Origin of the sequence: Streptomyces sp. V1I1 (genome assembly GCF_030817355.1) — a bacterium.
Taxonomy (GTDB): domain Bacteria; phylum Actinomycetota; class Actinomycetes; order Streptomycetales; family Streptomycetaceae; genus Streptomyces.
The window spans coordinates 4914482-4940473 of the sequence record NZ_JAUSZH010000001.1; the positions used below are offsets into that span (position 1 = coordinate 4914482).

Consider the following 25992-nt stretch of genomic DNA (forward strand, 5'->3'; position numbering starts at 1 on the left):
TTCAGCTTCCCTTCTTCGCGAGCCCGTGCTGCTTCGCCCAGGCGTTCGCCACGTCCTCCGGGTCCTTCTTGTCCTTGTCGACCTGCCGGTTGAGCTCGGTCAGCTGCTCCGTGGTCAGTACGGCGCCGAGCCGGGCCAGCGCCTTGCGCACGGTCGAGTCGGCCTTGCGGTCCGCGATCAGCGGGACCACATGCTGACCGGGGATCAGGTTCTTGGGGTCGGCGAGGACCACCCAGCCCTCGGCGGCGATGTCGGTGTCGGTGGTGAAGAGGTTGGCGACGTGTACGTCGCCCTTCTTCAGCGCGCCCTTGACCAGCGGCCCGGAGGAGTCCAGCGACTTGAACTCCTTGAATTCCACGCCGTATTCGTCCTTCAGGCCGACGACGCCTACGACCCGCTTCTTGACCTCCGGGGCCGCACCTATGACCAGCTTGCCGTTCTGCTTGGCGAGGTCGCCGAGGGTTTTGAGGCCGTACTTGTCGGCGGTCTCGCGGGTGACGGCGAAGGCGTCGGAGTCCTCGGCCAGGCCGTAGGGGAGTATCTGCAGGCCCTTGGGGAGGACTATGGCGAGGGCGTTCTGCATCTCGCCCTCCTCGGTGCCCTTCGCCTTCGGGTCGAGGTAGTGCAGCAGCGCGCCCTGGTACTCGGGGAGCAGATCGATGTCGCCGCCGCGGAGGGCGGGGATGAGGATCTCGCGGGTGCCGAGGTTGGGGCGGACCTTCGTCTTCACACCGGCGGCTTCGAGCACGGCCGCGTACAGGTAGCCGAGTATCTGGTTCTCGGTGAAGTTGGCGGTGCCGATGGTGACGCCGTCCTTGCTGGAGCCGCCTCCTGACACGTTGCCGCCTTCGCCTTCGAGGGAGGTGATGCCGCTGCTACAGGCGGCGAGAGCGGGGACGGAGGCCGCGGCGAACAGGCCGCCGAGGAGGGTACGTCGGTTCATGGCTGAAGCTCCTCAGTGAGCGGCGGTGCGGTGGCGGAAGAGGACACGCTGGAGGGCGGCGAGCCCCAGGTCGAGTACGACGGCGACGATCGCGACGAGTACGGCTCCGCCCAGGACCTGGACGAGGTCGCGCTGGGCGAGGCCGTCGAAGACGTACCGGCCCAGTCCGCCGAAGCTGACGTACGCGGCGATGGTTGCCGTCGCCACGACCTGGATCAGGGCGAGCCGCAGCCCGCTCATGATCAGCGGCAGCGCGAGCGGGATCTCGACCTGGAACAGGACCTGGTGGCCGCGCATGCCCTGGCCGCGGGCGGCGTCCTTCACCTCGGGGTCGACGGCGGTCATGCCGGCGTAGGTGTTGGTGACGATCGACGGGACGGCGAGGGCGACCAGCGCGACGTACACCGGGGTCATGGACAGGCCGCTGGCCAGGAACACCAGGACGACGAGGCCGACGGTGGGCAGGGCCCGGCCGAACGACGAGAGGTTGATGGCGAGGAACGCGCCGCGGCCGGTGTGCCCGATGAGCAGGCCGACGGGCAGCGCGATGACGGCGGCGATGAGGGTCGCGAGGAGCGAGTACTGGAGGTGCTCGGTCAGTCGGTGGCCGATGCCGTCGGGTCCCGTCCACTGCTCGCCGCTGACCAGCCAGGAGCCGAGGTTCTTGAAGAGCTCGTACATGTCGTCAGGCCCTCTCACGCTTTGAATGTTGCAGCCTGGTCCAGGGGGTGAGGACGTACTGCACGGCGACGAGCAGCGTGTCCGCGATCAGCGCGAGGAGGAGGGTGAGGACGACGCCGACGACCACGGGGGTGGGGAAGTTGCGCTGGAAGCCGTCGGTGAAGAGCTGGCCGAGGCCGCCGTCGCCGATGTAGGTGGCGACGCTGACGAGCGAGATCGACATGACGGTGGCGATGCGCACGCCTGCCATGATCACGGGCAGCGCGAGGGGCAGCTCGACGGTCAGGAGAGTACGCAGGGGGCGTGTCCCCATCGCTTGGGCGGCCTCCTTCGTCTTGGCCGGCACGGAGTCGAGGCCCTCGACGGTGTTCCGGAGCAGGACGACGAGGGTGTAGATCGTCAGGCCGATGACAGTGGTGGTGCGGGTCAGTCCGGAGACCGGGAGTAGCAGCACGAATACGGCGATGGAGGGGATGGTGAACAGGACGTTGGACAGCCCGAGGAGGAATCCGCGGAGCGGCTTGATCCGGTGGGCGACGACGGCCAGGGGGAGGGAGATGAGCAGCCCGAACAGGACTGCGGAGAGGGCGGCTTGGAGGTGGGAGAGAGTGAGGGTGGTGAGGTCGCCGGCGTGGTCGGATATCCACGACCATTCGATGGTCATGAGGTGCCGCCCTTGAGGGGGGTGGTCGCGGTGTCCGTCGCGGACCCGGCCGGCTCCGGCCCGGTCGCGGTCGCCGCCGAGCCGTGCCACTCGCCCGCCTTGTCGTGGATCACCTCTCGTGCGCTCACGCCCGTCAGGACGCCGTCCGCGTCGACCCGGGCCACCAGGCCGGCCGGGGATGCGACCGACTCGTTGAGTGCCGAGAGCAGCGAGTCACCGTCGCGCAGCGCGCGTACGGGGAGCAACTGCGCGTCACCGGCCACGCCTTGTGCGGGCAGCGCGTCCGTGTCGAGCCAGCCCTGCGGCTCGCCCTTGGGCGAGACCACGAGTCGCCAGCGGCCGTCCGCGGCCGCCGCGGCGACCGGCTCGTCCGACCGCAGCGCGGCGGCCCGCTGCTGCGGGACGCCCGCCAGTGTCGAGAGCGACAGCAGCTTCAACCCCCGCTCAGCGCCCAGGAAGTCGGCCACGAAATCGTCCGCCGGGCGCGCCAGCAGTTCCGCCGGGGTCGCGCACTGGACCAGATGGCCGCCCGTGCGGAACACCGCTATCCGGTCGCCCAGCCGGACCGCCTCGTCGATGTCGTGCGTGACGAACACGATCGTCTTGCCCAACTCCTGCTGAAGACGGAGCAGTTCGTCCTGGAGCTGGGTGCGGACGACCGGGTCGACCGCGCCGAACGGCTCGTCCATCAGCAGCACCGGCGGGTCCGCCGCCAGCGCGCGGGCCACGCCCACCCGCTGCTGCTGTCCGCCCGAGAGCTGGTGCGGGTAGCGCTTGCCGGCGTCGGCGGTGAGACCGACCGTCTCCAGCAGTTCGGCGGCCCGCGCCCGCGCCTTGCGCCGGCCCCAGCCCAGCAGCAGCGGCACCGTCGCGATGTTGTCGAGGATCGTGCGGTGCGGGAACAGGCCGGACTGCTGGATGACGTATCCGATGGAGCGGCGCAGCTGAGCCGCGTCCTGCTTCAGAACATCCTTGCCGCCGACGTGGATCGTGCCCGAGGTCGGTTCGACCATTCGGTTGATCATGCGGAGCGTTGTGGTCTTACCGCATCCGGAGGAGCCGACGAGGACGGTGATACCGCCGTCGGTCATCTCCAGGGTGAGGTCGTGGACTGCCGTCGTGCCGTTGGGGAAGCGCTTGTTCACTGCTTCGAATTTGATCATCATTCGTCCCTTGCCCGGCCTGCATATCGTCATGCAGAGTTCTCGGTGTCTGAATAAGTTGTCAATGCCCCGGGGTAAATCACTCGTTACGGACGCTCGGAAGGCAGGACAAACCGTCCGAAAAGGAAGGGTTTGCGCGTTATGTCGTCCCACATGGTGGACTCGCCCACCGGCATCGTGGTCCTCGACGGACAGAGCCTCCCCGTCGCGGACGTCGTCCGGCTGGCCGTCGGCGCGGCCCGTCCCGTACCCGGCTCGGAAGCGATCAAGCGCGTCGAGGCCGCCTGGGACGCCGCGCGGGAGCTCGCCGCGTCCGGCCGCGTCTACGGGCGCTCCACCGGCGTCGGCGCCAACCGGAACGAGGACGTGCCCACCGAGGCCGCCGCCGACCACGGGCTGCGGCTGCTGCGCTCGCACGCCGGTGCGATCGGCGATCCACTGCCCGCCCGCGAGGTCCGCGCCATGCTCGCCGTGCGGGCGAACCAGCTGCTCGCGGGCGGTGCCGGACTGCGTCCCGGCGTCGTCACCGCGCTCTGCGAGGCGCTGGAGAGCGGCGCATACCCGGTCGTCAACGAGTTCGGCTCGGTCGGCACCGGCGACATCGCGGCCCTCGCCCAGATGGGGCTCGCACTCGCCGGCGAACAGCCCTGGAATGTCGACGCGGGCGGCCGGCCCCCCGAGGCGCAGGCCCTCGACAACAACGACGCCCTCGCCCTGATCAGTTCCAACGCCCTCACCCTCGGCCAGGCCGCGCTCGCCCTCGACGAGCTGCGCGCGCTCGTCTCGGCAACCGAGCTGGTCGCCGCCCTCTCGCTGCTCGCGGTCGACGGCTCCTACGAGGCGTACGCCGAACCCGTGCACGCGGCCCGCCCGCACCCCGGCACGTACGCAGTCGCCGCCAGGATGCGTCGGCTGCTCGGCGCGCCCGAGCGGCCGACACCGCCGCTCGGCCGGATCCAGGACCCGTACGGATTCCGCTGTCTGCCGCAGATCCACGGGCCCGCGCAGGACGCGGCGGACGCGCTGGAGCGGACCCTCGCGGTTGAGATCAACGCGGCCGCCGAGAACCCGCTGATCCGGGCCACAGACATGGCCGCCTACCACCACGGCGGCTTCTACATGGCGCAACTCGCCCTGGATCTCGACCACTTCAGGCTCGCCATCACCCAGACCGCGCGGCTGTCCACCTCCCGGCTCTCCGCACTGAACGAGCCGGCCTTCACTCGGCTGCGGCCCTTCCTCGCCGACGCGGAGGCCGCGAGCTCCGGCGTGATGATCCTCGAGTACGCGGCGGGCGCGGCCCTCGGCGATCTGCGGGCCTTCTCCGCGCCCGCGTCGCTCGGCCACGCGGTACTGTCCCGGGGCGTCGAGGAGCAAGCCAGCTTCGCCTCGCTGGCCGCGCGCCAGACGCTGCGGGCGGGGGGCGCGTACCGTCTTGTGGTCGGCTGTGAACTCGTCGCGGCGGTACGGGCGTTGCGCCAGCGCGGGCTGCGGCCAGACCCGGAACTCCCGGTGGGCCGCGCCTTCGAGCTGGCCGAGTCGGTCCTCGACGAGGACGTCGCCGACCGGCCGCTCACCGACGATGTGACGCGGGCGGCCGAGCTGCTCGACCGGTTCACGGACCTGATGAGGGACACGACGAGGGGGATGGCATGAACGACAGCCCTGCCGCGCGACTGCAGCAGCTTTTCGAGGGCCACCGGCTCACCCCGACGCAGCGGCGGATCGCACACAGCATGGTGCGGCGGGCGGCCGATGTGCCTTTCCTGTCCAGCGTGGAGCTCGCCGAGCTGGCCGGTGTCAGCCAGCCGTCCGTCACCCGCTTCGCCGTCGCGCTCGGCTTCGACGGCTACCCGGCGCTGCGCCGGCATCTGCGGGAGGTCGCGCCGGCGGAGAGCGAGGCGGGCCCGGACGCGTACAACGAGTACCAGCAGGCGGTGTACGCCGAGATCGAGAACCTGCGCCACCTGGCCGAGCTGCTCGCCGACCCGTCTCCGGTCGAACGCGCGGGCCGGCTCCTCGCCGCGTCCCGCCCGCTGCCGGTGCTCGGCCTGCGCGCCGCGTCCTCGCAGGCCAGGGGCTTCGCGTACTTCGCGGCCAAGGTCCACCCGGACGTACGCCTGCTCGACGAGGGCGGCACGATGCTCGCCGACCGCATCGACGCGGCCCGCCGCGCGGGCGCGAGCGCGCTGATGTGCTTCGCGCTGCCGCGGCACCCCAAGGAGGTCGTGGAGGCACTGGCGTACGCACGCTCCGCGGGCCTGACGTTGGTGACGGTCGCGGACTCGGCCTTCGCCCCGGTGGCCGGCCACAGCGACCTGCTGATCCCGGCGGCGGTGGGCACCGGCCTGGCCTTCGACACGGCGTGCGCGCCGATGCTGCTGGGCCGGGTGCTTCTGGAGGCGATGTGCGACGACCTGCCGGACGCACAGGCGCGCCTGGAGGAGTTCGACGCGAGGGCGGCGGCGCGGGGGCTTTTCGTGGAGTAGTAGCCCGTTCGGGTGGGCGATGGCAGAGCCTCGCCGGGGGCGATCGGTGCTGCCGGTGGCCTTACTCCTCGCCGCGTACCTTCATCACCACCTTGTTGATCGCCCACAGCACGAGCCCGATCGCGAGCAGCACCCCGGCCCGGATGTAGACGTCCGCAGCCCGGTCCGAGAGCGGGCTGGCCAGGATGATTGAGGTGATCGCGCCGAGCACGGGCAGCGGCGTCCAGGTGCGGAAGTGCGGGTGGTCCACGTGGTCCTTGCGCAGGACCAGTACGGCGACGTTGACCACCGCGAAGACACACAGCAGCAGGAATGCCGTGGTGTCGCCGAGCCCCTCGATCTCGCCGGTGCACACCAGCCCGATGGCGATCACCGTGACGAAGATGATCCCGGTGACGGGGGTGCGGCGGTTGCGCAGCACCCGGCCCATGCCGCGCGGCAGCACCTTCTCGTTGGCGAGGCCGTAGCAGAGCCGCGAGGCCATCATGATGTTGATCAGCGCGGAGTTGGTGACGGCGAAGAGCGCGATCAGGGCGAAGAGTCTGGGCGGGAAAGCGACCCCGCCGGCCTTGACGACCTCCAGCAGCGGGCCGCTGGACTTCTCCAGCACGGTGTACTCGACCAGCAGCGACGACACCAGCGCGACCAGCACATAGATCGTGCCGGTGACGGCGACGCCGATGAAGATCGCCTTGGGGAAGGTGCGGGCCGGGTCCTGCGTCTCCTCGGCCATGTTGACCGAGTCCTCGAAGCCCACGAAGGCGAAGAAGCCGAGCGCGGTCGCCCCCAGCACGCTGGTGAGCAGCGCGAACCCGGTTCCTTCGGCCTGGAACTCGCCCAGCCGGGACGGTTCGCCGTCGCCCGCCAGCACGGCGTACAGGCCGATCGCGAGGATCACCAGCAGGCCCGTCAGCTCGACCAGCGTCAGCACCACGTTGGTCTTCACCGACTCGGACACGCCGCGCAGCGCCAGGCTCGCCAGGGCCAGGATGAAGATGATCGCGATCAGCGTCGACGGGATGGCGTCGGTGAACTCCTGGAAGTAGTCGCCGCTGAAGGCACGCGCGGCGGCGCTCGCGGACGAGAGCCCCGAGCACATCACCATGAAAGCGACGATGAAGGTCAGGAAGTGGACCTTGAATGCCTTCTGTGTGTAGAGCGCGGCGCCCGCGGCCTTCGGGTACTTGCCGACCAGTTCGACGTACGACGCCGCGGTGAGGATGGCGACCACGAAGCCGATGGCGAACGGCAGCCACAGCGCCCCGCCGACCTTCCCCGCGACCTTGCCGGTCGTGGCGTAGATGCCGGTGCCCAGGATGTCGCCGATCACGAACAGGATCAGCAGCTTCGGGCCGATGGCCCGCTTGAGCGGCGGCTGGTCGAGCGGCGTCGTGGCCGGTGTGCCGGTCGTGGACATGGGGCCCTCCGGTCGGTGGGATGACAGAGAAGATCTGCCCCATGCGCGGTACGGAATACCTCAGACGTCGCCGGTCAGCGCATCCGGGTGATCGCCGCCGGACTCGTTGACGATCTCCGCCAGGCTCTGCGGAGCCCGTACGGTCGCGAACCGCACCGACCCGTCCGCACCGGCCCCGAAGCCATAGACCCCGGGCCGCGGAAGACTGTTGTAGCCGTAGTGGTTCGAGAAGTAGTACGCGCCGGTGTCCAGCGCCGCGATCACATCGCCCTGCTCCAGCAGCGGCAGCGGCCGCGCCTCGGCGAGCAGGTCGCCCGCGAAGCAGGCCGGTCCCGCGACGTCCTGCCGGACGTCCGCACCGGCCTTCGGGACGCCCTTGGAGTCGTACGCGGCGATGCGTAGCGGCCAGGAGATCGGGTCGTAGACGGTACGGGTGGCGACCTGCACGCCGGCGTGGGTGACCGCGATGGGGCGGGAGCCTGCCGTCTTCGCGTACTCGACGCGGGCGAGGACCGTGCCGTGCTTGGCGAGCAGGGACCGGCCGAACTCGGTGACCAGACCGTAGCGCCCGTCGAGCAGCCCGGGGACCTGCTCCCTGAGGAGCCCGGCGTACTCGGCGAACGTCGGGGTCTCCTCGTCGGCGGCGAAGTTGACCGGGAGGCCGCCGCCGATGTCGATGGTGTCGATCTGTTGCCGCCCGGCCGCGGCGTTGATCTCCTCGGCGAGCTCGTACACCGCCCGGATGCCCTGGGCCATGAGGGTCAGCGGCATCCCCTGAGAGCCGGAGTGGGTGTGCAGCCGGGTCAGCCAGGGGCGGTCGAGATACGCGCGTACGACCCAGTCGCGAGCCCCGTCGTCGCGCAGCGCGACCCCGAACTTCGAGGTGGGGGTGGCCGTGGACAGCGCCCCGATGGCACCGCGGCCGATTTGCGGATTGACGCGCAGGCCCAGCGGGGAGCGGCTGTGGGCGGACGAGACGAGGGCGTCGATGCGCGCGAGCTCCTGCGGATTGTCGGCGTTGACCGCGATCCCGAGGGCGAGGGCTTCGCGCAGCTCGGAGGGGGTTTTCGCGGGGGAGTCGAGGACCGTGCGGTCGGCGCCCACACCAGCGGCCCTGGCCAGCGCCAGCTCGCCCGGGCTCGCGACCTCCGCCCCGATGCCCTCGGCGCGCAGCAGCGCGAGTACGGGAACGAGGGGTGAGGCCTTCACGGCGAAGGCGTGCAGCACGGGTGCGTCGGTGACGGCATCGAATGCCGCCCGCAGCGAGGCGGCGGAGGCGCGAATGCCGGCCACGTCGAGGAGGGCGGCGACCGGCTGCGCCTCGCTGAGAAGTCCCTGCCCCACGGCCGCTCGTACGGCCTGATCCCGACGGTCTGAAGCCATGTCCGCCAGCCAATCATCCGGGAGGCTGCGACGCAGCTGTTGACTAAGACTATTCAGCCAGACAGGATGTGAATAGATGAGCCAACAGTCATGGTCGCAGTCGCGAGGAGGCATTGCCATGTCAGGACCCCGCCCCGTACGGGCACCGCGCGGTACGGAACTGAGCGCCCTGGGATGGCAGCAGGAGGCCGCCCTCCGTATGCTCCAGAACAACCTCGACCCCGAGGTCGCCGAGCACCCGGACAAGCTCGTCGTCTACGGCGGCACCGGCAAGGCCGCCCGCGACTGGCGCTCCTTCGACGCGATGGTGCGCACGCTGCGGACGCTGAAGCAGGACGAGACGATGCTCGTCCAGTCCGGCCGCCCGGTCGGCGTGATGCAGACGCACGAGTGGGCGCCGCGCGTGCTCATCGCCAACTCCAACCTGGTCGGCGACTGGGCGAACTGGGAGGAGTTCCGGCGGCTCGAGGCCCTCGGACTCACCATGTACGGCCAGATGACGGCCGGTTCGTGGATCTACATCGGCACGCAGGGCATCCTGCAGGGCACGTACGAGACGTTCGCCGCGGTCGCCGCGAAGAAGTTCGGCGGCACGCTGGCCGGGACGATTACTCTCACCGCCGGTCTGGGCGGGATGGGCGGCGCGCAGCCGCTCGCCGTGACCATGAACGACGGCGTCGCGATCTGCATCGACGTCGACCCGCGCGCGATCGAGCGCCGTATCGAGCACCGCTACCTGGATGTGCGCGCGAACTCGCTGGAGCACGCCCTCCAGCTTGCCGTCGAGGCCCGCGACGCCCGCAAGCCGCTCTCCATCGGCCTGCTCGGCAACGCGGCGGAGCTGCTGCCGCGGATGCTCGCCGAAGGCGCGCCGATCGACATCGTGACCGACCAGACGAGCGCCCACGACCCGCTGTCGTACCTGCCGATCGGTGTCGACTTCGACGAAATGCAGTCGTACGCGGAGGAGAAGCCGGCGGACTTCACCCAGCGCGCGCGTGAGTCCATGGCCAAGCATGTGGAAGCCATGGTCGGCTTCATGGACGCGGGCGCCGAGGTCTTCGACTACGGCAACTCGATCCGTGGCGAGGCCCAACTGGCCGGTTACGACCGGGCGTTCGCCTTCCCCGGCTTCGTCCCGGCGTACATCCGGCCGCTGTTCTGCGAGGGCAAGGGCCCGTTCCGCTGGGCCGCCCTGTCGGGTGAGGAGTCGGACATCCACAAAACCGACAAGGCGATGCTCGAGCTCTTCCCCGAGAACGAATCCCTGCACCGCTGGATCAAGATGGCCGGCGAGCGCGTCCACTTCCAGGGCCTGCCGGCCCGTATCTGCTGGCTCGGCTACGGCGAGCGGGACCGCGCGGGCGAGCGCTTCAACGACATGGTGGCGTCCGGCGAGCTGGCCGCCCCGCTGGCGATCGGCCGCGACCACCTGGACTGCGGCTCGGTGGCGTCCCCGTACCGCGAGACGGAGGCCATGCTCGACGGCTCGGACGCGATCGCCGACTGGCCGCTGCTGAACGCGATGGTCAACGTCGCGTCCGGCGCGAGCTGGGTCTCCATCCACCACGGCGGCGGCGTCGGCATGGGCCGCTCCATCCATGCGGGCCAGGTCTCGGTGGCGGACGGCACGAAGCTGGCGGGCGAGAAGATCCGCCGGGTGCTGACGAACGACCCGGGCATGGGCGTCATCCGGCATGTGGATGCGGGCTACGACATCGCGGAGTCGGTCGCGGACGAGCGGGGCGTGCGGGTTCCGATGCGGGAGGGCGGGACCGCGTGACCGAGGAGACTTTCCCCCCACCCCGCCCTCCCCCAGAGCTTCGCCTGGGTGGGGGTGCCCCCGGCGCAGCCAGGGGGAGTACCCCCATCCCGTGGCCGGGGCTCCGCCCCGGACCCCGGTCCTCAAACGCCGGACGAGCCGGGTGGGCCGGACGGGACCGGTGGTGGGCCGGACGGGGGCGGTGTTGGGTCGGACGGGGGCGGGGCTGGGGAAAGCTCCCCCTCCTTCCACGAAATGTGGCGGGACCTCGCGCCCATCGGGCGCGACGCCGACACCCGCGGGTACAGGAGGTACGCGTGGACCGAGGCCGATCGCGATTGCCGTGCCTGGTTCCAGGCGCAGGCCGAGTCCCGCGGCCTCACCTACGAGGTCGACCGCAACGGCAACCAGTGGGCCTGGCTCGGCGCTGCGACATATAAGGACGTCGCCGCCGGGGACGCCGTCGTCACCGGCTCGCACCTCGACTCCGTCCCCGACGGCGGCGCGTTCGACGGCCCCCTCGGCGTCGTCTCCTCCTTCGCCGCGCTCGATGAACTCCGCCGCAGAGGAGCGGAGTTCACCCGGCCCCTCGCCATCACCAACTTCGGTGACGAGGAGGGCGCCCGCTTCGGCCTCGCCTGCGTCGGTTCGCGCCTCGCGGCCGGACAGCTGACCGTCGAAGCGGCCCACCGGCTGCGCGACGCCGACGGGATCACCCTCCCGCAGGCCATGGAGGCCGCCGGGTACGACCCGGACGCCATCGGCCCGGACCCCGAACGGCTCGCTCGTATCGGCGCGTTCGTCGAGCTCCACGTCGAGCAGGGCCGTGCCCTCGACCTGTCCGGCGACCGGGTCGGCATCGCGTCCGCGATCTGGCCGCACGGCCGCTGGCGGTACGACTTCCACGGCGAGGCCAACCACGCAGGCACGACGCGGCTCGTCGACCGCCGCGACCCGATGCTGACGTACGCGGAGACGGTCCTCGCCGCGCGCCGCGAGGCGGAACTCGCGGGCGCGGTAGCCACGTTCGGCAAGATCGCCGTCGAGCCGAACGCCGTCAACGCGATCCCCTCGCTGGTGCGCGGCTGGCTGGACTCCCGCGCCCCCGACCAGGCCACGCTCGACACGGTGACGGCCGGGATCGAGAGAGCCGCGCGCGAGTACGCAGACCGGCACGGGGTGGACCTGTCGGTCGTACGGGAATCCTTCACCCCCGTGATCGAGTTCGAGCACGCGCTGCGCGACGAGCTGAACAAGATCCTGGGCGGGGCGGTCCCGGTCCTCGGCACGGGCGCGGGACACGACGCAGGTATTTTGTCCGGATCCATCCCGACGGCCATGCTGTTCGTACGGAACCCCACGGGCGTCTCGCACTCCCCGGCGGAGTTCGCCGCCGAGAACGACTGCGTGGCCGGGGTGCTCGCACTCGCCGACGTACTGGAGGGCCTCGCGTGCAGGTGACGTACTGGGCGGAGCACGCCTGGCTGGAGACGAACGTCGAGCCGGGCGTCGCGCTGGAGGTGGCTGACGGCCGGATCACCGCCGTACGCAAGGGGGTCGAGGCCCCTCCGCCTGGCGCGGTGGCGCTGCGCGGGCTGACGGTCCCGGGCCTGGCGAACGCGCACTCGCACGCTTTCCACCGGGCGTTGCGCGGGACGGTCCAGGTGGGCTCCGGGACGTTCTGGACCTGGCGCGAGGTGATGTACCAGGTGGCGTCCCGGCTGACGCCCGACTCGTACTTCTCCCTCGCGCGGGCGGTCTATGCGGAGATGGCGCTGGCGGGAATCACGGCGGTGGGCGAGTTCCACTATCTGCACCACGCGCCCGGGGGCGTGGCGTACTCCGACCCGAACGCGATGGGCGAGGCGCTGATCGCCGCGGCGGCGGATGCGGGGATCCGCATCACGCTGCTGGACACGGCGTATCTGTCGTCCGGCTTCGGCCAGGCCCCGAACAAGCACCAGCTGCGATTCTCCGACGGCACGGCGGAGGCGTGGGCGGAGCGGGCCTCCGCGCTGAAGGGCAGCGATCACGCGCTGATCGGCGCGGCGATCCATTCGGTACGAGCCGTCCCGGCCGGCCAGCTGAGCACGGTCGCGGAATGGGCCGCGGCCCGGCAGGCCCCGCTCCACGTCCACCTCTCCGAGCAGACGGCGGAGAACGACGCGTGCCTCGCCGCGCACGGGTGCACCCCGACGCGGCTGCTCGCCGACCACGGCGTACTCGGCCCACGTACGACGGGCGTCCACAACACGCATCTGACGGACGAGGACATCGCGCTGCTGGGCGGCACCACGACGGGCACGTGCATGTGCCCGACGACGGAACGCGACCTGGCGGACGGCATCGGCCCGGCGGCGGCGCTGCAGCGTGCGGGCTCCCCGCTGTCGCTCGGCAGCGACAGCCATGCGGTGATCGACCTGCTGGAGGAGGCGCGCGCGATGGAACTGAACGAACGCCTGCGCACCCGCACCCGCGGCCATTGGACCGCCGCGGCGCTACTGCGCGCGGCGACGGCGGACGGCCATGCGTCCCTCGGCCGCCCGGACGCGGGCCGCCTCGAGCCGGGCGCGCTCGCGGACTTCACGACGGTGACCCTGAACTCGGTCCGCACGGCGGGCCCGGTGCCGCGCCTCGCGGCCGAGACGGCGGTCTTCGCGGCGACGTCGGCGGACGTACGCCACACGATCGTGGGAGGCCGGCAGGTTGTGCGGGACGGGGTGCACGCGGTGATCCCGGACGTCGCGCGGGCGCTGGCCGAGTCGATCGCGGCGCTGCGCGAATGACCAGCCCGGGCCACTGCTGTGGCTCCGCCCCAGACCCCCCTCCTCAATCGCCGGAGGGGCTCCCTTGGAGCCGCACCACGTGACCGTTCGCCAGTGAAGAGGAACCCATGACCACCACAGTCATCACCAACATCGGCAGCCTCGTCACCAACAACCCCGCCCTCGGCGACGGAACCCCCATCGGGCTCCTCCAGAACGCCGCCGTCGTCATCGACGGCGACCGCATCGCCTGGACCGGCCCCGCCGCAAGCGCGCCCGACGCCGACGAGGCGTACGACGCCGGCGGCCGCGCCGCCATCCCCGGGTTCGTCGACTCCCACTCGCACCTCGTCTTCGCGGGCGACCGCACCCAGGAGTTCAACGCCCGGATGTCCGGCCGCGCCTACTCCGCCGGCGGCATCCGCACCACCGTCGCCGCCACCCGCGCCGCCACCGACGACGAACTGAGCGCCAACGTCGCGAAGTACATGGCCGAGGCCCTCCGCCAGGGCACCACCACCTTCGAGACCAAGTCCGGCTACGGGCTCACCGTCGAGGACGAGGCCCGCGCCCTGCGCATCGCCGCGCTGCACACCGACGAGGTCACCTACCTCGGCGCGCACATCGTCTCGCCCGACTACGCCGACGACCCCGCCGCATACGTCGCCCTGGTCACCGGCGAGATGCTCGACGCCTGTGCTCCGTACGCCCGTTGGGTCGACGTCTTCTGCGAGAAGGGCGCCTTCGACGGCGACCAGGCCCGCGCGATCCTCACCGCCGGCAAGGCGAAGGGCCTGCACCCCCGCGTGCACGCCAACCAGCTGAGCTACGGCCCCGGCGTGCAGCTCGCCGTCGAGCTCGACGCCGCGTCCGCCGACCACTGCACGCACCTTACCGACGCGGACGTCGACGCCCTCGCGAGCGGGAACACGGTCGCCACGCTGCTGCCCGGCGCGGAGTTCTCCACCCGCGCCGAGTGGCCGGACGCCCGCCGCCTGCTCGACGCGAGCGTGACCGTCGCGCTGTCCACGGACTGCAACCCGGGCTCGTCGTTCACGTCCTCCGTCCCGTTCTGCATCGCCCTCGCCGTACGGGACATGAAGATGACCCCGGACGAGGCCATCTGGTCCGCGACGGCGGGCGGCGCGGCGGCCCTGCGCCGTGACGACGTCGGCCGCATCACCCCCGGCGCCCGCGCCGACCTGGTGCTGCTGGACGCCCCGAGCCATGTCCACCTCGCCTACCGGCCGGGCGTCCCGCTCGTCTCGGACGTATGGCGTCAGGGCAAGAGGTGCCCGTAGCTGTCCGGGTTCTCCCTCACATACTCGGCGAAGGTCTTCGCCGGGTGCCCGGTCAACCGCGGTACGGCATCGGAGACGGTGGCCATCTCCCCGGCGGCGATCGCCTCGTACGAGGACACCCAGCCGGTGACCTCCCAGTCCTCGACGCCGTAGTGGGCCCGTGAGGCATACGCCCCCTCGCGCGTCTCGGCCACATAGGTGACCGTACGCCCGGTGACCCGGCTCAGTTCCGCGGCCACCTCGTCGAGGGATTGCGCGACGGGCCCGGTGACGTCGTACGTCGCCCCGTCGTGCCCATCGCCCAGCAGCACGGCAGCGGCCACGTCCGCGATGTCCTCGTGCGCGACGGCGGCCACCCGCCCCTCGCCCGCGGGCCCGCGGATCACCCCGTCCGCCCCGGCCATCGCCAGCAGCTCGGCCAGATAGAAGCTGTCCCGCAGGAAGGTGTACGCCGACCCCGTGCCCCGGATGTACTGCTCGGTGTGCCAGTGGTCGCGGGCATACGTGAACGTCGCGGCGGGCGCGGCGCCGAGGAAGGACACGTACACGATGCGCTCGATCCCCGCCGCAACGGCCGCGTCGACGGCGCTGGTGTGCACCCGCACCCGTTCGCGCGCCTCGTGCGCGGAGACGAGAAACAGCGTCTGCGCCCCGTCGAGGGCCCGCCGCATCGCTTCCCCGTCCCGGTAATCGGCGGCGGGCGCGATGTCGGCCCCCGCCAGCGCGGGCAGCCGCCCCGGATCCCGCCCAAGCAGCCGAACGGCGGCCCCGGCCCCGACAAGCCGACGGGCAACCCGTCCCCCGACGCGGCCACTGGCTCCGGTGACGGCGATGACAGGTGGCATGGGGGTGTCCTCTCGTCGTGCTGCTTGCTCCGAGGCTACGGCCGGGCTTCGCCGATTCCGCTGAGCAGCACCTCGACCGCGAAGCGGCAGTGCTCCGCGTCGTCCACTCCGGCTCCGGGGCGGCGGGGCAGTGCCGCCGGTCAACCGCCGTACTTCGCGCCGACGAACATCAACGCCACAAAGATCAGCAGCACGAACCCGAGGATGCAGCCGCACCCTGAGCTATCAAGTGACTGAACCGAGGTTTTGTTTGATTCACGCAGGAACAACCACGCGGCGATCCCAAGCACCAGAAGTATCGGAACAACTGCATCAACCATGGCGTCCCCCACCGCTCGCCGTTGGGCTACCGCCCAACATGCCTATCACTGAGCGCCAGAGAGCTTACTGATTCCGCTGGATTCCTCCCAGCGCAGCCGTGTCGGGCAATGCCTCTCCGCGCCCCGCGCCCGAATTGTCAGGCGGCGCGCGGCGCAGGCGGGCAGTCCCGGCAGCGGCCCGGCTCCGGGGCGCGGAAGGCTCGCTCGCAGCCGTCGCATGTTTGGAACGGGTCGGGCTTGGCGGCCGACGATGGAGCCGCAGGCAGCACAGGTGGCAGCCACTCCGTGAGCCGGTGCCGCAGTAGCCCCGCCGGGCGGCGGATGATCCCGACGGGGAGGTCCGCGGTGAGCGTGCGGGCGACCTGAGTGGGGGAGACGCCGCGGTCCAGCCAGGTCCGGACGGCAGGGGCGAGGCGGCGTACATCCCGCTCGGAGAGCAGCACGCGGGGGTCCTGGCGGCGGAGCCCGGCGAGGAGCTCGGCGGCGAGGGGGTCGGCGTGCTCCGGTTCTGGCTGCGATGCCTGTACGGGTTCGGGTGCGGGCTCCGGCTCGGCCGGGGCGTCCGCGGCGACGGGCTGGGCGCCCGGCCGCTCGTACCACGTCGTACGGGTCACGACCTGCCCGCTCGGGACCCGCCTGAGCCGCCGCTCCAGGTACCCCGCGGCCTCCAGCTCTCGCAATGCGCGGGCGATGCGGACCTCGCCCTCCGGGAAACGCTCGACGAGCTTGCCGATGCTGACGCGGGCGCCGTCCGGGAGGGACTGGATGTGGACGCCGATTCCGATCGCGACGGCGGACAACTCACGGTGCTGGGCGAGGTGGTTGCCGACGACGGTGAACTCGGAGTCGTGGCGGTGCCGTACGTGCATCACTCCGGCATGCGAGCCGGTCTCGGCGCGCGCGGACACGGGCGCGCTAAACTGCGTCGCAGTCATCGGGAAGCCTTTTCTTCCTGGATGAACAGGCCCTCGTCCGGGATGCCAGTCCCGGCGGGGGCCGTCGTCATATGCGGTTGGTATGCGCGACCGTACCGCCCGTCCCCGAACATCTGCCACTTCGTCACCTGAACGAGTGAGAAGTCCGGTTGGGTGAGGGAAGTTCTTTCCCAAGTTCTTTAAAGGGGCATCCAGCAAGGCCAGTTGGTGGTCCACCGGTGCCCGGATTTCCCACGCCCGGCGCAAGGAGCCTCAACTTGCAACAGCGCGCACTATCAGTGTGCCGATGTGGCCGGTCACCGGAGCATCCAGGACGTGCGCTTCGACACTTCTGAGACCACTCTTGACCAGCAGGCTCGACCACCTTCGGGGCGTGTAGCTGTAGCGGTAGGTGAACATTGCCTTGCCGGCGAATCCCCCTTTGTACATTCCCTGCGGACCGTATGCTCCAGGGATGGCCGGTGGCTGGGAGAAGACCAGGACTCCACCGGGGTTCAGCCGCTCGGCGATCAGCGGGAACAGCTTGACCGGATCGGTGAACCATGCGGCCCCGAAGATCGAATAGATCGCGTCGTAGGTTTTCGTGCTGGCGCGCAGGTGGTCGAGTACCTCGGCGCAGACGAACTGCGCACCCATCGGCCCCCAGCGCTCGGTGGTGTGCTCCACCATCACGGGCGAGAGGTCGACGCCGGTCACCTTGACGCCCTGCTGAGCGAGAAAGGCCAGAGCACGCCCCGTGCCGCACCCGATCTCCAGCGCGGACTCCGGGTTGCCCAGGAGCTCCGTGCCTGGCCCGTGTCCGGCGTACTGGGTCCAGCAGAAGACGGGATCGGAGTCGAACACATCGCCTTTGGTGCTCTGGGCGTACGCATCCCAGAGTTCGCGTTCGGCGTCGACGTCGTGTCGTGCAGGCAACGTGCATCCTCTGCGTGAGTAGTGGGAGTGCGCCCTGCCCCTGCCATCCTGAAGAGAGTGGCAGGGGGCAGGACTTTACTGCCGCTCAGTGGCTGTCGGGCACCTTGTTGTCACACGGTGAGCAGGTGGCCTCGTCCTTGGCCCAGAGTTCGTCGTCCACCTCGAAGCCGTTGTCCCGAAGAAGCTCGGCCGTGCGTAACACGGTGCCGTCGCAGCGTCGGCGAATGAGCGGCGCGTGGTGCTTGTAGGTGCCGTTGTTGTACTGGTCGCACATCGCGAAAAAGAGCCAGGTGTCCAGGATGAGCTGGTGCACGGCTACGTCGACCGTGTAGCCGACGCCCATGTCCACGCCGGGCCGCTCCATGGCGGTGATCGTGTAGGCGATGGCCTGGCCGAGCAGCCGCTGGGCGGTGGCCCGGGTCATGATCGGGTTGTCGCGGACCAGGAGCGCGACCTCGCGATCCCACAAGGTTGGCTCTTCTTCGGTGATCAGGTTGGGTACCCGGTCAGCGAGTGCGTTGAGGATGACGCGCGGATCGCGGGTCCGGATCTGAACGGCTGTGCTCATAGTGCGGTCCTCCTGTGTGAAGGGATGGGTGCCTGGTGCGTGGAGCCGCCCCGACAGCTCGGTTTGTCGTTCTTCACGGGGTGGCATTGCTCGCCTCCTCGTTCAGCTCGCGGTAAACGGAGGCGAACCGCTTCGTGAGCCGCGCAACTTCCCGCATGTACTCGTACGCGCCGAACCGAGTGGCTTGGCGAGTAGGCCGGCGGCTCAGTTCCAGAAGCCGATACGCCTGCTGGTACATCGCTCGGACATCGGGGTCTTCGTCGAATCCGAGGTCCTCCAGCAGGAGCTCGTCGAGGTGCCCGATCAAGGTTCGGGTCGTGGCGTCGATCAGCGGGCGCTCAGGCATCGAGAGCCGGATGGCGAGCGCGTTGGCCACGGTGACGCCGATGGTTTCCAGATCGACAGGAAGCTGCTCCCCTTCAGACGCTCCGGCGTTCGTCGTCTCCATGCCCGTACCCCTTGCTGGCGTCGACCGGTTCCACTTGCTGACAACATCCAGGGAACCGCCCGGAGGTGGGGCTCTCCACGGCATCCATGCGGCAGTCTTGATGCATATCCGATGCACGGGGTGCGCCACCTGCGTAAAGGCGACCGCCGCGTGGAAAGGGGTCGGTATGGGTCTTGCTGAACGGCGGAAAGTCCTGGGTTACAGTCAGGAAGGCCTTGCCCATGCGCTCGGCGTCGACCGCACAACAGTTGGCCGCTGGGAGAGCGGACGGACCGTGCCTCAGCCGCCGTTACGGCCGAACCTGGCCGAGGCACTACAAGTCGACCTTGCCGAACTCGACACCCTGGTGGCGCAGTCAAGAACCACCCCCCAGGCGTCCGCAGGGCCGCCGCCAAGCGACCACCACGGCTCGGGGGACATCGACGACATGATGCGACGCGAATTCCTGCGCGTGATTGCTGTAACCGGCGCCCTTACAGCCCTCCCCCTCGACGAGGCTGAAGCGCTCGCTGAAGGAGTGCACCAGGGAGCATCCGACGACTTCCTACGCATGAACACTCACCTTTGGCAGGTGTACCAGCTCGCTCGATCGAAAGGCTCCGTCTATCCGATCGTGTGCGAGCAACTCGCGTCACTGAACAAGACGCTGGACGGCCGATCGGACAGGGAGGTTGGTTCCCTGTGCAGGGCTGCGGGCGACCTCTTCCAACTCGCGGGGGAATTGGCCTTCGACAGCAATCGCTACACGGATGCCGCAGCCTCCTACACGCTCGCCGCGTCGGCGAGCCGGGATGCCGGTTCCTTCGACCTCTGGGCCTGCGCTCTCGTGCGGCACGCGTACGTCGAGATGTCCGGGCACCAGTACAAGGAGGCCGTTGGTATCTTGTCGGCCGCCGAGAGGATCGCGAAGCGAGGGGACAGCTCGCTCTCAACGCGCCACTGGATCGCCTCCGTGCAGGCTGAGGCGCATGCCGGTCTCGGCGATCTGTACGCCTGCGAGCGCGCACTCGACGAAGCGGAGAAGGTCAGTGACCTTGGCAGGCCCGCCCACAATGGCGGCTGGCTCCGTTTCGACGGTTCGCGGCTGGCTGAGGAACGCGGGGCCCGATACGTTCACCTCGGCCGCCTCGATCTCGCCGAGACGGCTCTCTTGAGCGCCCTGAATCAAGGCGCCCTTGCCCAGGGACAGTCGTTCCGTCGACGCGGAGCAGCCCTCACGGACCTAGCCGCGATCGGAGCGAAGCGCCGCGATATCGAGCAGGTCGTCACGTTTGGCCGCGAGGCTCTACAGCTTGCCCGGGAATCCTCCTCCGGGTACGTCGCACGTAGACTTCTGGGCCTACGAGACGAGTTCGGCTCCCTTGCCCGTGATTGCCGTGTGGCCGAGCTGGGAGTCGAGATCGCGGCTTTGAGTACGACGTGACAAGAGGGGTAGGCATGTCGCAGACCGAGGGCGCTCGACTGTTCCGGGAAGCATGGATCGCGGGCGTGCGGAAGCACTTCCCCGGCGAGCCGAAGCCTGGCTACGTGACCCCCTGGGAGGACACCCCGGAATGGGAGCGCCAGGCTGCGAGTGCCGTGTACGGGCAGGTGCGCCAGTTCCTCGAGGCGAGCGGCGGACACGCTTCGAGGCTGACGCGCGAGCAGAAGAGCCGCTTCGTCGCGACGTGCTGGACGGCCCAGATGTTCAAGCACTTCGAGGACCCCAAGCCGGGCTATGTGGCCGACTGGCCCGAGCTGCCGGACTGGCAGAAGGAGACCGACTCGGATGTCTTCGAGGCGATCGAGGACTCCCTGACCTGAACCGCCGAGGGGCGCCGATCACGGATAGGCACCCCTCGGCGGTGCACGCACATGCGGTGCATTGAACTTGGCAACCACATAATTCTGTCCGGGGTGGAGCGGCTACTGACCGAAGGCACCGCAAGCTATTCACGCACTTTCAGGGCAAAATGAGGAAACCCGGGTCAAAGCTGGTTGACGGCTCACCGGGCCTGGAAACCAATGCCCCGGCGCAAGGAGCCTCAGGCCGCCCGCAGTTCGGCGATCACCTTGATCGCCTCGGCGGTCAGATCGGCGGGGCATCCCCAATAGTCGTAGATGCCGCCACGGCCGCGGTTGCTGCCGCAGACGACGAAGACTCCCGTGCCCAGCTGCGCCTTGAGGTGCGTGGCCAGCCAGCCGACGAAACCGCTGTTGTCCGCCCCGTCCGGGAAGTGGAAGGAAAAGATCCCGAACCGTTCGGCGCCGCCGGCATCGCCGCCGCTTCCCGCGGCGGGAACCAGGCGGCTCCAGCTGTCCTCGTCCCGGACCACGGCCAGCGTGTCCGAGGTGAGAGCCGGCGGCCGGTCGGCCGGGAACTCCTCAAAGAGCCACAGGCCCTCATGGATCACGAAGTCGGCTCCGGCGATCACGCGTTGGAGGCGCTCTTCGGTCTGCTGGGCGGTCTCGACACTGACACTGACCATGAGCGTGCTCCTCGATGCCTGAGATCTCGATGGGCGGACGTCCCTTGTCGGCGGCCGCGTGACCGGTCTTCTGAGCCAGTCCTACACCTGAGGCTTCCAGACGTAGCGGACGTCCGGCTCATGTTCCTCATTGCACAGTCCGTCGGTGCGCTCAACCGCGATGAAGCCGTGCCGCTCGTAGAACCGTTGTGCCGATCCGTTGACCTGGAACGTCCACAGTCCCAGCCCGTCGGGCCGCTGCTCCTTCGCCAAGTCCACGAACCGGTCGCCCACACCCCGGCCGCGCCAAGACGGATCGAGGTAGAGCTGTTCCAGCTCCCCGCCGTCGAGTACCAGGAGCCCGACCACGGAGCCCTCTGCGACGGCCACCCAGGTCTCGTACTGCGGCACGACCACGTAGGTGAACCATTCCCGCACCTCGTCGTCGCCGTGCGCGCGGCGCACCGTCGGCAGCGCAGCGGTGAAGGAGCGCAGCCACACGTCGGCCATGTCGGCCGCGTCAGAGTCATCCGCACGCCGAAAGACAAGCTCAGCACTGTTCACAGCGCGCGACTGTCGCAGATGAGTGATCCTGACGCATCCGAATTTAAGGTCGCTGCCCCGCACCGGGCTGCTCGTCGGCCTGGTCACTGGCTTCTGCTCAGCGGATATCAGCTCGCCCGCCCCTCACCTTCCCGCACGCGCGCGTTCAGGATCAGCAGCACCCCCGCCCACAGCATCCACAGCGCCAGCAGTAGCGGCGTGAACCAGGCGCTGACCGGACCCGCCAGCGACAGCACGGCCACCACGAAGCCCGCCCAGCCGAGCCAGGCCGGTACCGCGCGGGTCTCCTGTGCCGCCCGCCAGATCGCGAAGAGCATCACCGCCGCGCCCGCCATCGCCGCGACCATCGCGCCGTACGCCACGTGCAGCAGCAGGATCGCAGCGAGCGAGGTCGCCGGGACGACCGGAAAGACGTCGGAGTGGTCCACCGTGATCGCGAAGATGTTCCCGGCGAGCGCCGCGACCATGAGGAACACGGTGAACACAGTGCCGCCCACCAGCACCAGATGCGAGCGGTTGCCGGCCAGCCGGGAAAGTGCGACCAGGAGGAACAGGAACAGCAGGCCCGCCGCCAGCAGGATCAGTGTCGCCGCTTCCGAGAGGTCCCGGTTGCTGTCCTTGGCGTAGAAGAGCACGACCCTCCTGATCGCGCCCCTCCCCTCGATGTCGGGTGTGCGCATCCACAGCACATGCCCGGTGATCAGCAATGCCGCGGCCGTCAGACCGGCGATCCCCGGCCACAGGTCTCTGTGCGGGGCGGGTTCCGCGTGCGGGGCGGGTTCCGTGCTCTGCGACGCCATCATCGTGGCCTCCCACGCGAGCATCCCCGAGAAGGGCTCTCTGTGGCTCTTTGTTCCATTTTGACACTTGCCCGCAGAGGTCGTACGGCGGGCGTGGCACGGTGGGCCGATGAAGACCATCGGGCTGATCGGCGGCATGAGCTGGGAATCCAGCGCGGAGTACTACCGGCTCCTCAACGAGCTTGTACGTCAGCGTCTCGGCGGGCTGCACTCCGCCAAGTGCCTTCTCCACTCCCTCGACTTCGCCGAGATCGAGGAGCTCCAGGCCGCGGGCGAGTGGCAGCGTGCCGGCGAGATTCTCGCCGAGGCCGCCAGAGGGCTGCAGGCCGCGGGCGCGGGCTTGCTGCTGATCTGCACGAACACCATGCACAAGGTCGCGGGCCAGGTGGAGGCCGCCATATCGGTCCCGCTGCTGCATCTCGCGGATGCCACCGCCGATGCCGTACGGGCCGCGGGCATCGGCCGCGTCGGGCTGCTCGGGACCGCCTTCACCATGGCGCAGGCCTTCTACCGGGACCGGCTGGCCGGGCACGGGCTGGACGTGCTCACGCCGGACGGCGAAGGGCGTGCGCTGGTGCACCGGGTGATCTACGAGGAGCTGTGCCTCGGTGTCGTACGCGAGGAGTCCCGCGCCGCCTAGCAGGACGTCATCGGCAAACTTGTCGCCGCCGGGGCGGAAGGCGTCGTACTCGGGTGCACCGAGATCGAGTTGCTGATCCGGGACGAGGACAGTCCCGTGCCCATCTTTCCGACGACCCGGCTGCACGCCGAGGCCGCCGTGGACGCGGCGCTGCGGTAGAGGCTCGCCCACTGGGCCAGAGGCTCGCGCTACGGGCCTAGAGGGCTGGCCAACGGGTCGAGATGCTCGCCCCACGGGCCCAGAGGCTCGCCCCACGGGCCAGAGGGTGAGCCAAAGGCCTCAGGGCCGCGGGCGTACCGGCAGTTTCTGCACGCTGTTGCCTACGAAGCTTGCGTGCCGCGGCAGTTCTGCCTCCAGGATCGCCAGGTCCAGCTCCGGGAAGCGCGCGAACAGCTGCTCCAGCGCGATCGTCGCCTCCATCCGCGCCAGCGGCGAGCCCAGGCAGTAGTGCGGGCCGTGCCCCAGCGAGAGATGCCGGGCGCCGCCGCTCCTGGTGATGTCGAAGCGGTCCGCGTCCGGGCCGTGCGCGGCCTTGTCGCGGCCCGCGGCCGAGTAACCGGCAAGCACCGGCGTGCCCTTGGGGATCACCGTTCCGTCGAGCGTGAGATCACGGGTCGGATAGCGGAACGGGAAGAAGCTGACCGGGCTGTCCCAGCGCAGCGTCTCCTCGACCACGTCCGACCAGGACGCCTTGCCGGACTGCGCGAGCTCCAGCTGGTCCCGGTGCGCGCACAGCGCGCGCACGGCGTTGGTGATCAGGTTCAGCGTCGTCTCGTGCCCGGCGATGATCATCAGTAGCAGGGTGCCGATCAGCTCGTGCTGGCTGAGCCGGTCGCCGTCCTCCTCGCGGGCGGCGATCAGGGCGCTGGTCAGATCGTCGCCCGGGTTCTCCAGACGGGTCGCGGCGACAGACGCGAGGACCGTCACCATCTCCCGGTTCGCCTCCATCGCCTCCTCGGGGCCGATGGAGGTGCTGACCACCTGGTTCGACAGATGGTGCAGGCGGTCCTGGTGCTCGGCGTCCACGCCGAGGAGTTCGCAGATCACGCCCATCGGCAGCGGCAGCGCGAAGTGGGTACGCAGATCGGCCACGCCGTCGCCCCCCACGGCCGCCTCGCCCAGGCCGTCCAGCAGGTGTGCCGTCACCGTCTCGATCCGCGGCCTCAGCTCTTCCACCCGCCGTGCCGTGAACGCCTTGCTCACCAGCGAGCGCAGCCGCCGGTGGTCCGCGTCGTCGGCGGTGATCATGCCCTGCACGGTCGCGAAGGTCTTCAGCGGCCAGCCGTCGGGTATCTCCCCGTCGCGCAGCGCGGTGAAGTGCTCGGCGCCTTTGGCGACATCGGGGTGGGCGAGGAACTCCTTGAGCGCGTCATGGCCGAGCACCGCCATGCCCGCCACATCACCGGGGAGCACGACCGGGGCGACGGCGCCCTCGGCGAGCAGCCGGGCGTTGTCCGCGTGCGGGCAGCCGCCGGCCGGGTTCATCCGGTGCGGGGTGTCACGTGAGGTGGTCAACTGGGCTCTCCTCCGGCGACGCGGCAGCAGGAGGAGCGATCCTACGAGCAACAGGAGTACGTGCGAACGTCAGTTGGACAACTCCTGCTCATATTGCCGACGCGTCGGCCCCCCTCTCCCCTTCCGTCACTCAGGCATCAGCTGTATCCAGCCATTCCGGTTCCTTCACGGATCCGTCACAAGAAGGGCGTCGCTCCCTACCCTGTCGGGATATAGCCCGGTACCGTCCTGTCCCGGGGAAGCTCAAGGGGGAGGACCGGGGGGTCGAGTTGAGCGGTGTACGCATTCGTGTGCTGAAACCGGACGAGCTGGACGAGGAGGAAGCCGAGGCCTGGCGCGAACTGCGCGCCAAGAGCGGGGCGCCCGCCAATCCGTTCATGGAGCCCGAGTTCACCCTGGCCGTCGGCCGGGTGCGGCCCGCGGCCAGGGTGGCGGTGCTGTGGGAGGACGGGGAGCCGGCCGGCTTCTTCCCGTACGAACAAGGGCCGCTCGGTCACGGCCGAGCGATCGGCCTGGGGGTCAGTGACTCCCAGGGCGCGGTCCTGCGTCCGGGGCTGACGATCGCGCCCCGTGAACTGCTGCGGGCCTGCGCGCTGTCGGCCTGGGAGTTCGACAATCTCGAAGCGGGTCAAGGCGTGTTTCAGCCGGACGCCGCCGAGGAGTTCGCCTCTCCCGTCATCGACGTCGGCGCAGGCTACGCGGCGTACGAAGAGGTGCTGCGCGCCCAGTCGCCCAAGTTCCTCAAGACGACGCTGGCCAAGGAGCGCAAGCTGGGGCGGCAGGTGGGCGAGGTGCGGTTCGTCTTCGACGAGCGCGACCCGGCCGCGCTGCGCACCCTCATGGAGCGGAAGTCCGCGCAGTACCGCAGGACCGGCCGCCGGGACCGCTTCGCCAGGGAGTGGATCAGCACCCTCGTGCGGCTGCTGCACGAGACGCGCACGCCCGGCTGCTCCGGGGTGCTCTCCGTGCTGTACGCCGCGGACCGGCCCGTCGCCGCGCACTTCGGGCTGCGCTCGTCCACCGTGCTGTCCTGCTGGTTTCCGGCGTACGAACCCGAGTTCGCCAAGTACTCACCGGGTCTGATCCTGCATCTGCGGATGGCCGAGTCGGCCGCCTCAGAAGGCATCGGGATGCTCGATCTGGGGCGCGGGGCGGCCGAGTACAAGGACGCACTGAAGACCGGCGAGCTGCGGGTGTACGAGGGCTCGTCGGTACGGCCGGGGGCGCGGGCCGCTCTGTACTGGCTGAGCCGCGAGCCCGCGCGCCGCGCGCACAGCTTCGTACGCGGCAGACCGCGGCTGGCCGAATACGCGCAGAAGACGCTCAACCAGATCGGCAGGCTGCGGGGCAACTGACCGCCGGAGCATCCGCGCAAGCGGGGGGAGTCTCGTGAACAGCACACCGCACAGACGGAACACACCGGGCAC

At 70.0% G+C, this 25992-nt stretch carries 25 protein-coding genes and 1 pseudogene; 10 read left to right on the plus strand and 16 right to left on the minus strand.

Features of this window, described 5'->3' with window-relative positions; genetic code table 11:
• Position 1 precedes the first annotated feature (1 nt).
• From QFZ67_RS23185 to QFZ67_RS23200, 4 genes are read right to left on the minus strand one after another with little or no spacing between them, the layout of a single operon-like run.
• Positions 2-943, minus strand: a complete 942-nt coding sequence (locus tag QFZ67_RS23185; RefSeq protein ID WP_307662996.1) for an ABC transporter substrate-binding protein — start codon at positions 941-943, stop codon at positions 2-4.
• A 12-nt stretch (positions 944-955) separates the two neighbouring features.
• Positions 956-1624 carry an ABC transporter permease gene (locus tag QFZ67_RS23190; RefSeq protein WP_307665934.1) on the minus strand — a complete coding sequence of 223 codons (669 nt, stop codon included), beginning with the start codon at positions 1622-1624 and terminating at the stop codon, positions 956-958.
• Between the two features lie 4 nt (positions 1625-1628).
• Positions 1629-2288 (minus strand): ABC transporter permease, encoded by a 660-nt coding sequence (locus tag QFZ67_RS23195; RefSeq protein ID WP_307662997.1) that lies wholly within the window; start codon positions 2286-2288, stop codon positions 1629-1631.
• Complete coding sequence (locus tag QFZ67_RS23200; protein WP_307662998.1) at positions 2285-3451, minus strand: ABC transporter ATP-binding protein; 1167 nt, start codon at positions 3449-3451, stop codon at positions 2285-2287. The genes QFZ67_RS23195 and QFZ67_RS23200 overlap by 4 nt, the downstream gene beginning before the upstream one ends.
• A 141-nt stretch (positions 3452-3592) precedes the next feature.
• Between QFZ67_RS23200 and QFZ67_RS23205 the strand changes: the two genes are divergently transcribed.
• Both QFZ67_RS23205 and QFZ67_RS23210 read left to right on the plus strand, forming a co-directional pair.
• Positions 3593-5107, plus strand: a complete 1515-nt coding sequence (locus QFZ67_RS23205) for an aromatic amino acid ammonia-lyase (RefSeq protein ID WP_307662999.1) — start codon at positions 3593-3595, stop codon at positions 5105-5107.
• Positions 5104-5940, plus strand: coding sequence for a MurR/RpiR family transcriptional regulator (locus QFZ67_RS23210; RefSeq protein WP_307663000.1), 837 nt, complete (start codon positions 5104-5106; stop codon positions 5938-5940). The genes QFZ67_RS23205 and QFZ67_RS23210 overlap by 4 nt, the downstream gene beginning before the upstream one ends.
• Before the next feature lie 61 nt (positions 5941-6001).
• Here QFZ67_RS23210 and QFZ67_RS23215 read toward each other — a convergent pair whose 3' ends face one another.
• Both QFZ67_RS23215 and QFZ67_RS23220 read right to left on the minus strand, forming a co-directional pair.
• On the minus strand, positions 6002-7357 hold the full coding sequence (locus tag QFZ67_RS23215; RefSeq protein ID WP_307663001.1) for an APC family permease: 1356 nt from the start codon (positions 7355-7357) through the stop codon (positions 6002-6004).
• Between the two features lie 60 nt (positions 7358-7417).
• Positions 7418-8740: a diaminopimelate decarboxylase gene (locus tag QFZ67_RS23220; protein WP_307663002.1), complete on the minus strand. Its 1323-nt coding sequence runs from the start codon at positions 8738-8740 to the stop codon at positions 7418-7420.
• A gap of 118 nt (positions 8741-8858) precedes the next feature.
• Between QFZ67_RS23220 and hutU the strand changes: the two genes are divergently transcribed.
• From hutU to hutI, 4 genes are all read left to right on the plus strand, one after another.
• On the plus strand, positions 8859-10523 hold the full coding sequence (gene hutU / locus QFZ67_RS23225; RefSeq protein WP_307663003.1) for a urocanate hydratase: 1665 nt from the start codon (positions 8859-8861) through the stop codon (positions 10521-10523).
• A gap of 234 nt (positions 10524-10757) precedes the next feature.
• A complete protein-coding gene (locus tag QFZ67_RS23230; protein ID WP_307663004.1) occupies positions 10758-11963 on the plus strand; it encodes an allantoate amidohydrolase in 1206 nt (401 codons plus the stop codon).
• Positions 11954-13288 (plus strand): formimidoylglutamate deiminase, encoded by a 1335-nt coding sequence (locus tag QFZ67_RS23235; protein ID WP_307663005.1) that lies wholly within the window; start codon positions 11954-11956, stop codon positions 13286-13288. Before QFZ67_RS23230 ends, QFZ67_RS23235 begins: the two co-directional genes overlap by 10 nt.
• 107 nt (positions 13289-13395) lie before the next feature.
• Entirely contained in the window at positions 13396-14568 is a 1173-nt protein-coding gene (hutI, locus tag QFZ67_RS23240) for an imidazolonepropionase (protein ID WP_307663006.1), read from the plus strand.
• On the opposite strand, the gene QFZ67_RS23245 is transcribed toward hutI, so the two are convergent.
• The 6 genes from QFZ67_RS23245 to QFZ67_RS23270 form a co-directional block, all read right to left on the minus strand.
• Positions 14547-15413 carry an SDR family oxidoreductase gene (locus tag QFZ67_RS23245; protein WP_307663007.1) on the minus strand — a complete coding sequence of 289 codons (867 nt, stop codon included), beginning with the start codon at positions 15411-15413 and terminating at the stop codon, positions 14547-14549. The two genes, hutI and QFZ67_RS23245, sit on opposite strands and share 22 nt — an antisense overlap.
• Positions 15414-15553: 140 nt before the next feature.
• Positions 15554-15733: a hypothetical protein gene (locus tag QFZ67_RS23250; protein WP_307663008.1), complete on the minus strand. Its 180-nt coding sequence runs from the start codon at positions 15731-15733 to the stop codon at positions 15554-15556.
• A gap of 137 nt (positions 15734-15870) precedes the next feature.
• Positions 15871-16668, minus strand: coding sequence for a helix-turn-helix domain-containing protein (locus QFZ67_RS23255; RefSeq protein WP_307663009.1), 798 nt, complete (start codon positions 16666-16668; stop codon positions 15871-15873).
• Between the two features lie 252 nt (positions 16669-16920).
• A complete protein-coding gene (locus QFZ67_RS23260; protein ID WP_307663010.1) occupies positions 16921-17583 on the minus strand; it encodes a bifunctional 2-polyprenyl-6-hydroxyphenol methylase/3-demethylubiquinol 3-O-methyltransferase UbiG in 663 nt (220 codons plus the stop codon).
• Between the two features lie 85 nt (positions 17584-17668).
• Positions 17669-18151, minus strand: coding sequence for a hypothetical protein (locus QFZ67_RS23265; protein ID WP_307663011.1), 483 nt, complete (start codon positions 18149-18151; stop codon positions 17669-17671).
• 73 nt (positions 18152-18224) lie between these two features.
• Positions 18225-18599: a hypothetical protein gene (locus QFZ67_RS23270; protein ID WP_307663012.1), complete on the minus strand. Its 375-nt coding sequence runs from the start codon at positions 18597-18599 to the stop codon at positions 18225-18227.
• A gap of 166 nt (positions 18600-18765) precedes the next feature.
• Between QFZ67_RS23270 and QFZ67_RS23275 the strand changes: the two genes are divergently transcribed.
• Both QFZ67_RS23275 and QFZ67_RS23280 read left to right on the plus strand, forming a co-directional pair.
• Complete coding sequence (locus tag QFZ67_RS23275) at positions 18766-20022, plus strand: helix-turn-helix domain-containing protein (RefSeq protein ID WP_307665935.1); 1257 nt, start codon at positions 18766-18768, stop codon at positions 20020-20022.
• Between the two features lie 14 nt (positions 20023-20036).
• Positions 20037-20402 carry a hypothetical protein gene (locus tag QFZ67_RS23280; protein ID WP_307663013.1) on the plus strand — a complete coding sequence of 122 codons (366 nt, stop codon included), beginning with the start codon at positions 20037-20039 and terminating at the stop codon, positions 20400-20402.
• A gap of 221 nt (positions 20403-20623) precedes the next feature.
• Here the strand turns inward: QFZ67_RS23280 and QFZ67_RS23285 are convergent, their stop codons facing one another.
• The 3 genes from QFZ67_RS23285 to QFZ67_RS23295 all read right to left on the minus strand — a co-directional run bounded on the left by QFZ67_RS23285 (position 20624) and on the right by QFZ67_RS23295 (position 22413).
• Positions 20624-21067 (minus strand): DUF6196 family protein, encoded by a 444-nt coding sequence (locus tag QFZ67_RS23285; protein WP_307663014.1) that lies wholly within the window; start codon positions 21065-21067, stop codon positions 20624-20626.
• 81 nt (positions 21068-21148) lie between these two features.
• Entirely contained in the window at positions 21149-21556 is a 408-nt protein-coding gene (locus QFZ67_RS23290; RefSeq protein WP_373430098.1) for a GNAT family N-acetyltransferase, read from the minus strand.
• A 161-nt stretch (positions 21557-21717) separates the two neighbouring features.
• Positions 21718-22413: a hypothetical protein gene (locus tag QFZ67_RS23295; RefSeq protein WP_307663016.1), complete on the minus strand. Its 696-nt coding sequence runs from the start codon at positions 22411-22413 to the stop codon at positions 21718-21720.
• A 106-nt stretch (positions 22414-22519) separates the two neighbouring features.
• Here QFZ67_RS23295 and QFZ67_RS23300 point away from each other — a divergent pair.
• A pseudogene (locus QFZ67_RS23300) lies at positions 22520-23209 on the plus strand (aspartate/glutamate racemase family protein).
• A gap of 120 nt (positions 23210-23329) precedes the next feature.
• Here the strand turns inward: QFZ67_RS23300 and QFZ67_RS23305 are convergent.
• Positions 23330-24535 (minus strand): cytochrome P450, encoded by a 1206-nt coding sequence (locus QFZ67_RS23305; RefSeq protein WP_307665936.1) that lies wholly within the window; start codon positions 24533-24535, stop codon positions 23330-23332.
• A gap of 299 nt (positions 24536-24834) precedes the next feature.
• On the opposite strand from QFZ67_RS23305, the gene QFZ67_RS23310 reads away from it, so the two are divergent.
• The gene (locus QFZ67_RS23310) at positions 24835-25920 is read left to right on the plus strand and encodes a GNAT family N-acetyltransferase (RefSeq protein ID WP_307663017.1); all 1086 of its coding nucleotides are present in this window, start codon (positions 24835-24837) and stop codon (positions 25918-25920) included.
• Positions 25921-25992 lie beyond the last annotated feature (72 nt).